This is a genomic window from Maritimibacter sp. UBA3975, assembly GCF_002384975.1.
Taxonomy (GTDB): domain Bacteria; phylum Pseudomonadota; class Alphaproteobacteria; order Rhodobacterales; family Rhodobacteraceae; genus Maritimibacter.
This window is the reverse complement of the sequence record NZ_DGCP01000010.1, coordinates 1-13,268: the sequence shown is the minus strand read 5'-3', so window position 1 is coordinate 13,268 and position 13,268 is coordinate 1. Positions and strand designations below refer to the sequence as shown.

Sequence of the window (13,268 nt, the reverse complement as noted above, 5' to 3'; positions counted from 1 at the left end):
TTCCGCTGGGGAATCCCTCTAGGGCAGCTCGGCAAGAATGGCTTCGGCGGCGGACCGCGGGTCTGGCGCGCTTTTGATCGGGCGGCCCACGACGATGTGGTCGGCCCCGTCCGAGATGGCCTTGGCCGGGGTCGCCACGCGTTTCTGGTCGCCGGTTTCGGCCCCTGCGGGTCGGACGCCCGGCGTGACGATCAGTTTGCCGGTCGCCTCGGGAAGCGCGCGGATCATCGCGGCCTCATGGGGTGAGGCGATCACGCCGTCCGCCCCGGCGGCCATCGCGCGGCGGGCGCGTTCCACCACGATCTCCTGCACGTCGCCGGGCGTGATCATCATCTGGTCGAGGTCGTCGCGGTCGAGCGAGGTCAGCACCGTGACCGCGAGGATCTTGAGGTCGGACGATCCCTTGCCCTCCTGCGCCGCGCGCACGACCTGCGGGTCGCCGTGAACGGTGAGGAAGTCGAGGCCGTAATGGGCGAGCCCTTTCACCGCCGCCTCGACCGTGTTGCCGATGTCGAAGAGCTTCATGTCGAGGAAGATGCGCTTGTCCATCTCGTCGATGAGTTCACGGGCGAGCGCGAGGCCCCCGCCGGTCAGCATCCCCAGCCCGATCTTGTAAAACCCGACTGGATCACCGATCCGCTGCGCGAGTTCCAGCCCGGCGAGCGCGTTGGGCACGTCGAGCGCCACGATCAGGCGGTCATCGGATTTCGAGAGCGTATCGGTCATGGCACGTCCTTTCGGTTTCGGCCCTTTTGGTCAGGCGACCGGCGCAGGTCAAGGGCCGTAGAGGCGGCGCATGTCGGGGGCTTCGGTCGCGTACATATGGACCCAGATGTAGGCGTGCTGGAACGCCGCGACGACCAGCGCGTTCCATGATCCGAACAGGAGCGCGATGCCCCAGAAGCCCAGGAAGACGACGCCATACATGCCATTGTCGGTATGGTCGAACACGCCGCCCCGGACCGGGGGGAGGGCGCGGATCTCCTCGCGGAAGTGGTCGCCGCCGACGGCGCGGCGGAGCGTGAAATGCACGAGGGTCGAGTGCATGCCCCAGATGGCCGGAGCGAGAAGGGCGAGGCCGAGGGGAATTTCCAGCCAGCGCAGGCCGGTGATCGGAACGGTGTCCGCCCAGCCCGTCAGGATCAGCGTGATCGGGCGTGCGGCGAGGAGCGGCATGAAGATCGCCGTCCAGATGGCAAGGTCGCGGGCGCCGAACAGCCGCGTGAAAAGCGCCCGGTGAAGCTGGAGGCGAAAGCCCAAGGCCACCACGACCTGATGGGTCAGCGCGAGTGCGATGGACAGCGTGGCCCAGCCGGTGCCGGTGAGGCCGAGGAGGCGGGGCGCATCGGGCACGGGCGCGATGAGGGCGACGGCCCCGATGGTCAGGAGCACCGCCAGAAGGACATGCTGAGGCTGACCCTCGAGGATCTGCCTCAAGCCGGACTTTGCCCGAATGTCCGCGATGGTCGCCATGACACCCCCTGTCGGGACAGGATAGCACGGAACCGGCGCGCGAACAGGGCTATGCCGAAGCCGCGCGTGGAGACAGGGGCAGGCGGCCCACCGCGCTTGTGATGTCGACCGAAATCTGCTCCTCCCCCCGCCGGAAACCGGGCATGGCGCGGGCCTGTTCGAGCGCATGGGTGACGAAATCGTAAGTGATGAGCGACGAGGGGCAGTCGGGCGCCCGGTGCGCCTGACAGATGAAATTGACGTTGCGCGGTCGGCCGTCGTGACCCGGAATCATGGTCATGGAAACGGAGCCGCGGAAGCAGCGGGTGCGATCGTCCCAGTTCAGATCGCGGATGTCGATGTTGGTGACTTTCATACTCGGTCCTTTGCCCCCTCGATGCGGACAGTGACCGAAAGGCATGAATTTTCGGTTCGTTTTCAGTTTCTGAAACCTGAAGGAAGTGCTGCGACTTTTTGTGATCACAGTCTTGCGAGGCGCGCCCCGTCTCCCCATTTATAGCGCGAGGCCCTGACAGGGGTGTGCCGCAGAGCGGGCACCACGAGACATGGGGCGCTTGGAGAAAGGAAAAGACGATGAATTTGGAGAAATTCACGGAACGGTCGCGCGGGTTCATTCAGGCCGCCCAGACGATCGCGATGCGCGAGAACCATCAGAAACTCGCGCCCGAGCATCTGCTCAAGGCCCTCATGGATGATGAAGAAGGCATGTCCGCCAACCTGATCCGTCAGGCCGGCGGGTCGCCCGAGCGCGTGGTCGAGGCGGTGGACGCCGCTGTCGGCCGTATCCCGGTCGTGACCGGGGATGCGGGGCAGGTCTATCTCGACAATGCCACGGCGCGCGTGCTGGACGAGGCCGAAAAGGTCGCCAAGAAGGCGGGCGACAGTTTCGTGCCGGTCGAGCGGTTGCTGACTGCACTGGCGCTGGTGAAATCCAAGGCCAAGGAGGCACTGGAGGCCGGGGCTGTTTCAGCGCAGAAGCTGAACACCGCGATCAACGACGTGCGCAAGGGCCGCACCGCCGACAGCGCGAGCGCCGAGGACAGCTATGAAGCGCTCAACAAGTATGCCCGCGACCTGACCGAGGCGGCCGAGGACGGAAAGATCGACCCGATCATCGGGCGGGATGAGGAAATCCGCCGCGCGATGCAGGTCCTGAGCCGCCGGACCAAGAACAACCCGGTCCTCATCGGTGATCCGGGCGTCGGTAAAACCGCCATTGCCGAGGGCCTTGCCCTCAGGATCGTGAACGGTGACGTGCCTGAAAGCCTCAAGGGCAAGAAGCTGCTCGCGCTCGACATGGGCGCGCTGATCGCCGGTGCGAAGTATCGCGGTGAATTCGAGGAGCGGCTCAAGGCCGTGCTGAACGAAATCACCGCCGCCGCCGGTGAGATCGTGCTGTTCATCGACGAGATGCATACGCTCGTCGGGGCCGGCAAGACCGATGGCGCGATGGATGCTGCGAACCTCATCAAACCGGCGCTCGCGCGTGGGGAGCTTCACTGCATCGGTGCCACGACGCTCGACGAATACCGCAAGTATGTCGAGAAGGACGCGGCGCTCGCCCGTCGGTTCCAGCCGGTGCTGGTGGACGAACCGACGGTCGAGGACACGATCTCGATCCTGCGGGGCATCAAGGAGAAGTACGAACTGCACCACGGTGTGCGGATCAGCGACTCGGCCCTCGTGGCGGCGGCGACCCTGTCGAACCGCTACATCACCGACCGGTTCCTGCCGGACAAGGCGATCGACCTTGTCGACGAAGCCGCCAGCCGTCTGCGGATGGAGGTGGATTCGAAGCCCGAGGAGCTTGACCAGCTCGACCGCAATATCCTTCAGCTTCAGATCGAGGCCGAGGCGCTCAAGAAAGAAGACGACAAGGCCTCCAAGGACCGGCTGGAAAAGCTCGAATCCGAGCTTGCCGGGCTTCAGGAGGAATCCGCTGGCATGACGGCCAAATGGCAGTCCGAGCGGGCCAAGCTGGAGGGCGCCCGAGACCTCAAGGAACAGTTGGACCGCGCCCGTGCGGAGCTCGACTCGGCCAAGCGTGAGGGCAATCTCGCGAAGGCCGGTGAGCTGTCCTACGGCGTGATCCCGGAGCTGGAGCGCAAGCTGTCCGAGGCCGAGAGCGTCGAGGACGACATCATGGTCGAAGAGGCCGTGCGCCCGGAACAGATCGCGCAGGTCGTCGAGCGGTGGACGGGTATCCCGACCTCCAAGATGCTCGAAGGCGAACGCGACAAGCTCCTGCGCATGGAAGATGGTCTGCACAAGCGGGTCATTGGCCAGAATCAGGCGGTGCGCGCGGTGGCCAATGCCGTGCGGCGTGCGCGGGCCGGGCTGAACGACGAGGCGCGGCCCCTGGGCAGCTTCCTCTTCCTCGGGCCGACCGGCGTGGGCAAGACCGAGCTGACCAAGGCCGTGGCCGAGTTTTTGTTCGACGACGACAGCGCGATGGTGCGCATAGATATGTCGGAGTTCATGGAGAAGCACTCGGTGGCCCGGCTGATCGGTGCCCCTCCGGGTTACGTCGGCTATGACGAGGGTGGCGTTCTGACCGAAGCGGTGCGGCGCAAGCCCTATCAGGTCGTCCTGTTCGACGAGGTCGAAAAGGCGCACCCGGACGTGTTCAACGTGCTGCTTCAGGTGCTCGACGACGGTGTGCTTACCGACGGGCAGGGGCGGACGGTCAGCTTCAAGCAGACGCTGATCGTGCTCACCTCGAACCTCGGGGCGCAGGCGTTGAGCCAGTTGCCGGACGGCGCGGATGCGTCGAAGGCCAAGCAGGACGTGATGGACGCGGTGCGGGCGCATTTCCGGCCCGAGTTCCTCAACCGTCTGGACGAGACCATCATCTTCGACCGGCTGGGCCGGGAGGATATGTCGGGCATCGTCGAGATCCAGCTTGGCCTGCTCGCCAAGCGTCTGGCCAAGCGCAACATCACGCTCTCGGTCGATGATGACGCGAAGGTCTGGCTCGGCGATCAGGGCTATGACCCGGTCTATGGTGCCCGCCCGCTCAAGCGGGTGATCCAGAAGGCGTTGCAGGACCCGCTTGCCGAGATGATCCTCTCGGGTGAGGTGCTGGATGGCGAGACGCTGCCGGTCACGGCCGGGGCGGACGGGCTTATCATCGGGGATCGGGTGGGGAACTCGAACAACCCCAAGCCGGATGACGCCGTCGTTCACTAAAAGGCCAGACACGAGAGCTGTGACGGGCGGGGGAGACCCCGCCCGTTTTCGTTTGTCTTGACCGGCCCGAGAAATGCGAGTAATCACTCCCATGCAAATGCGAGTGAACACTCGCATCATTCGGGAGGCTCACAATGGCGACTTTCTTTTCATCCTTCATCTCCGCCCCGATGGCGAAACAGGCGCTGATCGTGCCGGTGGCGATCATGCTCCTGTTCTCGGTCTTTAACCTGACCGCACCGATGGACCCGGCCCGTTCGGCCCAGTCCGTCACGCTGGGTATCGTGAACCAGGACGAGGGGCTGCCGATGCCGCCGATCAAGGTGTCCGAGCGGATGCTGTCGGGTCTTGGCGGTCAGCTTCCGTTCCGCACCGAAGCCTATCCGGCGCGGGATGCGGCGGTGGCCGCGCTGGAGGCGGGTGAGGTGAGTGTCGTGCTCGTCTTTCCGCCGGACTTCTCGTCGCAGGCGTTCAAGGGCGCGCAGGCGCAGTTCGAGATCGTGACATCCCCCGCCGCGACGATTGCGGAGGTCCAGACGGCGCAGCAGCTGGAGCGCATATTGCCCGCTGCCATGTCCGCCGGTGTCGCCTCGATGCGGCTGGCGATGGAGCAGGGGCAGATGCCGAGCGGCGAAATGCCGGTCGCCGCCACGGTGACGCCGCTGGGTGAGATGGGGCCGATGGCGAAACTCCAGGCGCCCTTCGCGATGCTCTATACCACTTGGCTCGCCGCGCTGGTGGGCGCGATCATGATGACGCTCGCGACGCGGGCGATGGAGGGGCGCGGGGGTGCGGCGATGACCCGGACGATCCTGCCGGTGGCGATCACCGGCGTCGCCTCGCTCTGCCTTGCGCTGGTCGTGGGCGCCGCGGCGGGGTGGGAGAGTTTCCTGCCCGCCTGGGCCGTGGTCTGGCCCACCGCGCTTGCCCTCACCTGGGGGTTCATCGGCCTTCTGTCGCTGCTGGGCCTGTGGATGATCGCGATCCTCCTGCCGCTCGCCTTCTACCAGTCGGCCATCGGGGGCGTGATGGCCCCGGCGGCGGCGGCGCCGGAATGGCTCGCTTCGCTCACCGGCTGGGCCGGGCTGGAGCGGATCGGGGCGGCCTACCGGGGCGCGGTGCATGGGGTCGACCTTGCGTATCCGGTGATGCTCATCGGCACGATTGCGGTCGTCGGACTCGTCCTCATCTGGATCAAGGCTGCGATCCCTGCCAGAAACGGCTGAATGAGTCATTTGGAAACAGAAGCCGCGAAGGCGGTTGTCGAAGCTGTCGAGAAGGAGGAGGGTCGCATGGCGCCGAAAAAGCGCCTCGCGATCCTCGCCGCGCTGGACTGTTTTTCCGAAACGGGGTTCGACGGCACATCGACCAAGATGATCGCGCAGAGGGCGGGGATCGGGGAGGCGACGATCTTTCGCCATTTCCCCACCAAGCGTGACCTGCTGCTTCGGCTGGCCGCGCCGGTGATCCGCCACATCCTGACCCCGGCGGCCGAGCAGCAGGCGGTCGCGCTGTTGGACCAGCACCGGGACGAGCCCCGGCTGATCCTGCGCGAGGTGATGCTGTCGCGGCTCGCCTTCATGACCCATTACGAGCCGCTCGTGCGTATCCTGTTTCAGGAGGCGCTGGTGAACCGCGAGTTGCGGGACCTGATCGTGGCCGAGGCGACGCCGCTGTTTCAACAACTGACCGAGGTCGTGGGCATCATGGGGCCGGTCACGCCAACCGACCGGGAGCGGTTCTTTCGCACCGTCGGCTCGCTCATCGCCGGGTATTTCATCCATCGCTCGATCCTCCAGCCCGAGCGGGACTGGGACGACGCGGCGGAAGTGGACGGGATGCTGGCCATCCTGTTCGACGGGATCGGGCCAAAAGGCTGACCCACCGAACGAAAACCCCCGCCGTTTAACCGGCGGGGGCGTCCTGCCCGGGAGATGGGGGTCCGGGCTATACCGGGTCAATCAGCAGCGAAAAGCCCGGATTCTTCGGCCAGCGCGACTTCGTCCGCGTCGAGCACGCCGTCGTCATTGGTGTCGGCTTCGGCGAAATCCTCTTCCGTCATGCCGGAGTAGAGCGCGGTGGCTTCCTCATAGGTGACGGAGCCGTCGCCGTCGGCGTCGAGATCCTGCGCAAAGGCGGCTCCCGTTGTCAGCACGAGAACGGCAAGGGTGAATTTCAGCGACTTCATGTGTGTCTCCACAATAAGGTTACGCCGCACGCGCGGCGCAGGGCGATATTCAGCGTGCGCGCGGCGTTGGAAAGAGGGAAAGCGAGGCGGGGCGGACTGGCTTGCTCAGTTCGCTATAAGTTCCTGAAAAATAGGGCGGAATATCGCCTGCGTCGGCTCAAACTGGCCGATGCTCACATCACCGGTCCGGCCCGCCCTTCAATCCTGACGTGACGCCACCTTAATACTACGGCCTTTGAGAACAGGCCGGACTGGTCTTAGGCTTGCAGCAGGGAGGGGCCGATATGCGAAAAGTCGACGCGTTGCTCGCCGAATACGGTGAAAGCCATCAGAACGAGACGAACAAGAAGGTCCACTGGATCTGTGTGCCGGTGATCTTCGTCTGCGTCATGGCGCTGATCTATGCGATCCCGCCGGTCGCGGGTGTTAACCTGCTCTGGCCTGTGGCGATTGCGGCGCTGGCCTACTACGCGATGCTGTCGCCGCCGCTCGCGCTGGGCTTCGTCATCGTGCTGATCGCGGGCTACCTCATCATCCTGCTTCTGGAGACTGTCGTGCCGCTGCCGATCTGGGCGACCGCGCTGATCCTGTTCGTGCTGGCGTGGGTCGGACAGTTCTGGGGGCATAAGGTCGAAGGCAAGAAGCCGTCGTTCTTCAAGGATGTGCAGTTCCTGCTGATCGGGCCTGCGTGGCTGTTGTCATTCATCTACCAGCGCGCCGGGCTCAACTACTGAAGCGGCCCCCACCGGGGGGAGGCAGGGGCCGCTCGGTGAGGCGAGGTCGGGGTCAGGCCTCGTCCTCGGGGATGAGCCCGTCTTCCTGGGCGGACGCGAGCTCTTCCATGTCGAGCATCCCGTCGCCGTTCGTGTCGGCGGCCGTGAAGACGTCTTCGTTCACGTCCGGGAATGCGGCCATCAGCTCCTCTGGGGCGACCATGCCGTCTCCGTCCGTGTCGATCGGCATGACATCCTGAGCGATGGCGACCGACCCGATGGTGAGGGAAGCGGCGATGGCGAGATTTGCGAGTTTCATATGTCTGTCTCCGTTGTTGGTGTGGTCCCGTTCTTGCGGGTGAGGCGAGAGGGACATGACCGGGGCGCCCGCGCATCCGTCGCGAGGCAAGGCGGCGGATTTGAGCGCCGGGCCGCGAAAAGGGCCGCGCGGGGGCGGCGGAAACCGGACCGTCAAAGGCGGGCTTTCGCCATGTGGCGGACAGGCACCGATCCGGGCGGGCGTATCTGGCCGGGCTTTGCCGATCTTCAGGGCTTTTTCATACGCGCGGGATACTGCCGGGGGCGGGCCAGCCGGATTTCCCTTGTTCCTGCGACTCGCGCGCGGCATGATCGCCGCAAACGGGGCATGAGACCCCGGCGGCACGAGCAAGCTGGAGGCGAGATGAGCCCCGAAGTCGAACGCATTCTCCGCAAGATCAAATTCGGCAAACCGTTTCGCGCGCATGATGTGACCATCATCCACACGCTGATCGAGGAGACGCGGGTGAGTTTCTGCGTGGACATGGTCAACGACCCGATCCAGAGAAACCACCGCCGCGGCCAGTTCTATGAGCAAAAGGAGCTCAAGGACCTCAAGCGGCTGTTTCCCGAGGGCGGCACCTTTGTCGATATCGGGGCGAACGTCGGCAACCACTCCTTATATGCGGCCCTCATCCTGAAGGCCGGCCGGGTCATTCCGGTGGAGCCGAACCTGCTGGCATACCGCCTGCTCATACATAATGTCCTCATCAACCGGCTGGAGGATGTCTTCGACCTCGCCAAGCTGGGGGTCGGCCTGTCGGACAAGGCCGAGGAGGGCTATGCGATGCAGAAGCGCGAGCGCAACCTTGGCGGGGCCAAGATGCTGTCGGGCGAGGGCGATCTTATGGTGGTGCCTGGCGACGTCCTGCTGGAAGGCGTGACGCCTGACCTTATCAAGATCGATGTCGAGGGGATGGAGATGATGGCGCTCTCGGGGTTGGAGCAGACCATTTCCACCCACACGCCCACATTGCTCGTCGAAGTGGACAACGAGAATGAGGACGACTTCTTCGCCTGGGCCAAGGCGCGCGATTACGTCGTCGACAAGACGGTGCAACGCTACAGGCTCAACAAGAACCACCTGCTGATCCATGCGTCGCAGGTGGAAAAGGTCGCGGCCGAATAGGCGCACGCCGGGGAGGGCGACATGGACGACATGACCACGACGTTCTGGATCCTTGAATATCTCGCGATGTTCTTTGTCTTCCTGATCGGGCTTGGCGTTCTGATCGTCCTGCTCTGGTGGTTCGTGGACAAGTTCCAGACGGCGGACGCGGTGCGGCGCAATTACCCGGTCATCGGGCGCTTTCGCCATATCTTCACGAACCTCGGGGAATTCTTCCGGCAATACTTCTTCGCGATGGACCGCGAGGAGATGCCGTTCAACCGGGCGCAGCGCGACTGGGTCTACCGGGCCGCGTCGGACAAGGACAACACGGTCGCCTTCGGCTCCACCCGAAACATCTCGATGCCCGGCACGACGATCTTCGTGAACGCGGCCTTTCCGCCGCTCGGGTTCCAGTATGCCAAGACCGCGCCGATCGTGATCGGGCCGACGGCGGCGAAGCCTTATGAGGCGCCGAGCTTCTTCAACATTTCCGGCATGTCCTATGGCGCGCTGTCGCAACCTGCCGTGCGCGCCCTGTCGATGGGGGCGAAGAAGGCGGGGGTCTGGCTGAACACCGGCGAGGGGGGCATGGCGCCCTATCACCTCGAGGGGGGCTGCGACATCGTCTATCAGATCGGCACCGCGAAATACGGGGTGCGCGACGCGAACGGCAAGCTGTCGGACGAGATGCTGCGCAATGTGGCGGCGCATCCCGAGGTAAAGATGTTCGAGCTGAAGCTCGCGCAGGGGGCCAAGCCCGGCAAGGGCGGCATCCTTCCGGCGGCCAAGGTGGACGAAGAGGTGTCGCGCATCCGGGGTATCCCCATCGGTGAGGCGAGCGAGTCGCCCAACCGACATGAGGAGATCGACGACTGGGACGATCTGCTCGACGTGATCGCCCATATCCGCGAGGTCACCGGCAAGCCCGTCGGGTTCAAGACGGTGGTGGGCGCGGTCGACCCGTTCTCGGACCTGTTCGATTGCATCATGCGGCGCGGTCCCGACTCCGCGCCGGACTTCATCACCATCGACGGGGGCGAGGGCGGCACCGGGGCCGCGCCGATGCCGCTGATCGACCTGGTGGGGATGCCGATCCGCGAGGCGTTGCCCCGGATCGTCGATCTTCGCGACCAGCGGGGGCTGCACGACCGCATCCGCATGATCGCGTCGGGCAAGATGGTGAACCCGTCGGACGTGGCCTGGGCGATTTGCGCGGGGGCGGATTTCGTCGTGTCGGGCCGCGGTTTCATGTTCAGCCTCGGCTGCATTCAGGCGCTCAAGTGCAACAAGAACACCTGCCCCACCGGCGTCACCACCCACGACCCGCGTTTGCAGAAGGGACTCGTGCCCAAGGACAAGGCGACCAAGGTGGCGAGTTTCGCGCGCAACATGATCCGCGAGGTCGAGACGATCGCCCATTCCGTTGGTGTCGCGGAGCCGCGCCAGATGCGGCGGCGGCATGTGCGGATCGTGCAGGGTGATGGGCGTTCGATCCCGATGAACGAGATATACCCGAGTTACAGTACTCACGCGCTATCGTGATGCACCTTTATTGGGCCGCGTCTCGTTCCTTCCGTAAGACGGGAGAAGAAGGACGATGGAGGACCCGATGGGATACAAACCCGATTTGACCCGTGACGACGTCACGCCGAAAGCACTTTACATGAACCGCCGGCAGATCATGGCGAGCGCGGCGGGCCTCATGGCCGGCGGCATCGCGGCCCCGGCGCTCGCACAAAACGAGCTCGAGCCGAATACGTTCGAAGAGATCACCAACTACAACAACTACTATGAGTTCGGGACCGGCAAGGAAGATCCGGCCAAGTTCGCCCACATGCTGACCACCGACCCGTGGTCCATCGAAGTGGACGGGCTGGTCGACCGCCCCGGCACCTATTTCTATGCCGATCTGACCGAGGGCATGACGACCGAGGAGCGCATCTATCGCTTCCGCTGTGTGGAAGCCTGGTCGATGGTGATCCCGTGGAACGGGTTCGAGCTGAACCAGCTTCTGGAAAAAGTGGGTGTTCAGTCGGGTGCCAAGTATGTGGCGTTCGAGACGGCCTATCGCCCCGAGGAAATGCCGGGCGTGAAGTTCCCGGTCGTCGAATGGCCTTATGTCGAGGGTCTGCGGCTGGATGAGGCGATGCATCCGCTCACCCTCATGGCCACCGGGATCTATGGCGAGCCGATGCCGAAACAGAACGGCGCACCGATCCGGCTGGTGGTGCCGTGGAAGTATGGCTTCAAGTCGATCAAGTCGATCGTTCGGATCTCGCTGGTCGAGGATGAACCGCCGACAACCTGGAACAAGGCGAACGCGCGGGAATACGGCTTCTATAGTAACGTGAACCCGAACGTGGATCACCCGCGCTGGTCGCAGGCCACGGAACGCGTGATCGGCGGCGGCATCTTTGCGGCCCGCAAGGACACGCTCATGTTCAACGGATACGAAGATCAGGTCGCCAGCCTTTATGCCGGCATGGACCTGTCCGAGAAGTTCTGATGTCCGAGTTCGCACGCACGACAAACGGCGCCCTGCGCAAGATCCCGGCCTGGCCGATCTACCTGATCGGGGTCGTGCCGCCCGCGTGGCTTTTCTATCAGGGTGTCACCGGCAACCTCGGCGTGGACCCGGTGAAGGCGATGGAGCATCAGATCGGGCTCCTCGGTCTTCAGGTTCTGATCGCGACGCTGGCGATTACGCCGCTGTTCCGGTTCACCCGGATCAACCTCGTGAAGTTCCGCCGGGCGCTCGGCCTCGTCGGGTTCTTCTATATCGTCTGTCACCTCGCGGTGTGGCTGTTTCTCGACGTGCAGATCTGGAGCCAGATCTGGGCCGATATCGTGAAGCGGCCCTACATCACCATCGGCATGGGGGCCTTCGCGCTTCTCATCCCGCTGGCGGTCACGTCGAATAACTGGTCAATGCGCAAACTGCGCGGGACGTGGAAGCAGATCCACAAGCTCTTCTATCCGGCGATCATCCTGGGCGGGATTCACTTCCTGCTCCTGCGCAAGGGCATCCAGCTCGAGCCGGTGTTCTATCTTGTCGGAATCGTCCTGCTTCTCGCAGTGCGGATTCGCTTTCCGAAGCGCAGCCGCCAGACAGCGAACGCCTGAAACCCCCGATTCACCCGGATTTCCGGGTGAATCGCCCCCGGCGCATATGAATCGCCTCCCGATTCACCCCTGAATCGGGGCCTGCGCCACAAAAATCCGCCGATTCACCCCCCGATTCCACCGAGTCACCGACTCTCACAAGCGATTCACGGGGAGATTCCCGGCTCGAAACGGCTGAATCGGGGGTGAAACGGGTCTCTGAGTCCCGGTGAGTCTGTGGATAAGGGGGGGTTGAGGGTGATTTGGCGCTGTTAGCGCCCAAGATTTCCGGACCTCCAAGGGGTATCAGGAGGAAAAACACACAAAAAGATATAATAAAAACAGTGCCTTACATCTTTCCGGCAAAAAATCTCATGTTTCTGAAAAAAAGCACTTGCGGGGTACGGCCCATAACCGTAGAACCCCCCTCACCGGCGGCGCTGAGGCGCACAACGGAACGCCAGACGGAACGACGGAGCGACGCTCCAGAGGGAAGCGAGGCAAAAAATTAGAGGCTAGATCAGGCGGGCGCGCCGAAGAAGTTAGGGCGCACCAGTCGGGTTTTTGTCTCTACGCTCTTTGAAATCGATGGTATCTGAAGAGATATGTGGGCGGTTTGGTTCATTCGATGAACAAACAACTGCATATCAAACTACCTAGCGAAGGCTTTCGAGCCCTAGCGATGATGGATAGTCAGCTTCACTGTTTGGACGGCTTTCGGTACCTTTGGTACTGAAGCACAACAAACAGAGACGGTTCCAACCTTAGCCGGTTGGAATTGATGTGCAGAGGTTCGAACGTCAAGGATAACCGAGTAATCGGTTTTCAACTTGAGAGTTTGATCCTGGCTCAGAACGAACGCTGGCGGCAGGCCTAACACATGCAAGTCGAGCGAAGCCTTCGGGCTTAGCGGCGGACGGGTTAGTAACGCGTGGGAACGTGCCCTTCACTACGGAATAGTCCCGGGAAACTGGGTTTAATACCGTATACGCCCTTCGGGGGAAAGATTTATCGGTGAAGGATCGGCCCGCGTTAGATTAGATAGTTGGTGGGGTAATGGCCTACCAAGTCTACGATCTATAGCTGGTTTGAGAGGATGATCAGCAACACTGGGACTGAGACACGGCCCAGACTCCTACGGGAGGCAGCAGTGGGGAATCTTAGACAATGGGCG

General features: G+C 63.5%; 13 protein-coding genes and 1 rRNA gene. 9 read left to right on the top strand and 5 right to left on the bottom strand.

Features of this window, described 5'->3' with window-relative positions; translation table 11 throughout:
- Positions 1-18: 18 nt before the first annotated feature.
- The 3 genes from pyrF to B2585_RS10525 are packed head-to-tail and all read right to left on the bottom strand — an operon-like array spanning position 19 to position 1,828.
- Positions 19-726 carry an orotidine-5'-phosphate decarboxylase gene (pyrF, locus tag B2585_RS10535; protein WP_292022827.1) on the bottom strand — a complete coding sequence of 236 codons (708 nt, stop codon included), beginning with the start codon at positions 724-726 and terminating at the stop codon, positions 19-21.
- A gap of 48 nt (positions 727-774) precedes the next feature.
- Positions 775-1,473: a methyltransferase gene (locus tag B2585_RS10530; protein ID WP_292022825.1), complete on the bottom strand. Its 699-nt coding sequence runs from the start codon at positions 1,471-1,473 to the stop codon at positions 775-777.
- A gap of 49 nt (positions 1,474-1,522) precedes the next feature.
- The gene (locus tag B2585_RS10525; protein ID WP_292022823.1) at positions 1,523-1,828 is read right to left on the bottom strand and encodes a hypothetical protein; all 306 of its coding nucleotides are present in this window, start codon (positions 1,826-1,828) and stop codon (positions 1,523-1,525) included.
- Between the two features lie 218 nt (positions 1,829-2,046).
- Between B2585_RS10525 and clpB the strand changes: the two genes are divergently transcribed.
- The 3 genes from clpB to B2585_RS10510 all read left to right on the top strand — a co-directional run bounded on the left by clpB (position 2,047) and on the right by B2585_RS10510 (position 6,542).
- Positions 2,047-4,662, top strand: coding sequence for an ATP-dependent chaperone ClpB (gene clpB, locus B2585_RS10520; protein WP_292022820.1), 2,616 nt, complete (start codon positions 2,047-2,049; stop codon positions 4,660-4,662).
- 134 nt (positions 4,663-4,796) lie between these two features.
- Positions 4,797-5,888 (top strand): YhgE/Pip domain-containing protein, encoded by a 1,092-nt coding sequence (locus B2585_RS10515; protein ID WP_292022818.1) that lies wholly within the window; start codon positions 4,797-4,799, stop codon positions 5,886-5,888.
- A 66-nt stretch (positions 5,889-5,954) separates the two neighbouring features.
- Positions 5,955-6,542 carry a TetR/AcrR family transcriptional regulator gene (locus tag B2585_RS10510; RefSeq protein WP_292022816.1) on the top strand — a complete coding sequence of 196 codons (588 nt, stop codon included), beginning with the start codon at positions 5,955-5,957 and terminating at the stop codon, positions 6,540-6,542.
- A gap of 77 nt (positions 6,543-6,619) precedes the next feature.
- Here B2585_RS10510 and B2585_RS10505 read toward each other — a convergent pair whose 3' ends face one another.
- A complete protein-coding gene (locus B2585_RS10505; RefSeq protein ID WP_292022814.1) occupies positions 6,620-6,850 on the bottom strand; it encodes a hypothetical protein in 231 nt (76 codons plus the stop codon).
- Positions 6,851-7,134: 284 nt separating this feature from the next.
- Here B2585_RS10505 and B2585_RS10500 point away from each other — a divergent pair, with 284 nt between their 5' ends.
- A complete protein-coding gene (locus B2585_RS10500) occupies positions 7,135-7,584 on the top strand; it encodes a DUF962 domain-containing protein (protein ID WP_292022811.1) in 450 nt (149 codons plus the stop codon).
- Positions 7,585-7,636: 52 nt separating this feature from the next.
- Here the strand turns inward: B2585_RS10500 and B2585_RS10495 are convergent, their stop codons facing one another.
- Positions 7,637-7,882 (bottom strand): hypothetical protein, encoded by a 246-nt coding sequence (locus B2585_RS10495; RefSeq protein ID WP_292022809.1) that lies wholly within the window; start codon positions 7,880-7,882, stop codon positions 7,637-7,639.
- Between the two features lie 363 nt (positions 7,883-8,245).
- Between B2585_RS10495 and B2585_RS10490 the strand changes: the two genes are divergently transcribed.
- The 5 genes from B2585_RS10490 to B2585_RS10470 form a co-directional block, all read left to right on the top strand.
- Complete coding sequence (locus tag B2585_RS10490) at positions 8,246-9,010, top strand: FkbM family methyltransferase (RefSeq protein WP_292022807.1); 765 nt, start codon at positions 8,246-8,248, stop codon at positions 9,008-9,010.
- 21 nt (positions 9,011-9,031) lie between these two features.
- Positions 9,032-10,534: an FMN-binding glutamate synthase family protein gene (locus B2585_RS10485; RefSeq protein ID WP_292022805.1), complete on the top strand. Its 1,503-nt coding sequence runs from the start codon at positions 9,032-9,034 to the stop codon at positions 10,532-10,534.
- Positions 10,535-10,601: 67 nt separating this feature from the next.
- Positions 10,602-11,498 carry a protein-methionine-sulfoxide reductase catalytic subunit MsrP gene (gene msrP / locus B2585_RS10480; protein ID WP_292022803.1) on the top strand — a complete coding sequence of 299 codons (897 nt, stop codon included), beginning with the start codon at positions 10,602-10,604 and terminating at the stop codon, positions 11,496-11,498.
- The gene (gene msrQ / locus B2585_RS10475; protein ID WP_292022801.1) at positions 11,498-12,115 is read left to right on the top strand and encodes a protein-methionine-sulfoxide reductase heme-binding subunit MsrQ; all 618 of its coding nucleotides are present in this window, start codon (positions 11,498-11,500) and stop codon (positions 12,113-12,115) included. The genes msrP and msrQ overlap by 1 nt, the downstream gene beginning before the upstream one ends.
- Before the next feature lie 805 nt (positions 12,116-12,920).
- Positions 12,921-13,268: ribosomal RNA gene (locus tag B2585_RS10470) — 16S ribosomal RNA — on the top strand; the annotation flags it as partial.

Excerpts from the sequence above, each read along its gene's own strand:
- pyrF (WP_292022827.1), bottom strand. The coding sequence starts at position 726 with ATGACCGATACGCTCTCGAAATCCGATGACCGCCTGATCGTGGCGCTC.
- B2585_RS10530 (WP_292022825.1), bottom strand. The coding sequence starts at position 1,473 with ATGGCGACCATCGCGGACATTCGGGCAAAGTCCGGCTTGAGGCAGATC.
- B2585_RS10525 (WP_292022823.1), bottom strand. The coding sequence starts at position 1,828 with ATGAAAGTCACCAACATCGACATCCGCGATCTGAACTGGGACGATCGC.
- clpB (WP_292022820.1), top strand. The coding sequence starts at position 2,047 with ATGAATTTGGAGAAATTCACGGAACGGTCGCGCGGGTTCATTCAGGCC.
- B2585_RS10515 (WP_292022818.1), top strand. The coding sequence starts at position 4,797 with ATGGCGACTTTCTTTTCATCCTTCATCTCCGCCCCGATGGCGAAACAG.
- B2585_RS10510 (WP_292022816.1), top strand. The coding sequence starts at position 5,955 with ATGGCGCCGAAAAAGCGCCTCGCGATCCTCGCCGCGCTGGACTGTTTT.
- B2585_RS10505 (WP_292022814.1), bottom strand. The coding sequence starts at position 6,850 with ATGAAGTCGCTGAAATTCACCCTTGCCGTTCTCGTGCTGACAACGGGA.
- B2585_RS10500 (WP_292022811.1), top strand. The coding sequence starts at position 7,135 with ATGCGAAAAGTCGACGCGTTGCTCGCCGAATACGGTGAAAGCCATCAG.
- B2585_RS10495 (WP_292022809.1), bottom strand. The coding sequence starts at position 7,882 with ATGAAACTCGCAAATCTCGCCATCGCCGCTTCCCTCACCATCGGGTCG.
- B2585_RS10490 (WP_292022807.1), top strand. The coding sequence starts at position 8,246 with ATGAGCCCCGAAGTCGAACGCATTCTCCGCAAGATCAAATTCGGCAAA.
- B2585_RS10485 (WP_292022805.1), top strand. The coding sequence starts at position 9,032 with ATGGACGACATGACCACGACGTTCTGGATCCTTGAATATCTCGCGATG.
- msrP (WP_292022803.1), top strand. The coding sequence starts at position 10,602 with ATGGGATACAAACCCGATTTGACCCGTGACGACGTCACGCCGAAAGCA.
- msrQ (WP_292022801.1), top strand. The coding sequence starts at position 11,498 with ATGTCCGAGTTCGCACGCACGACAAACGGCGCCCTGCGCAAGATCCCG.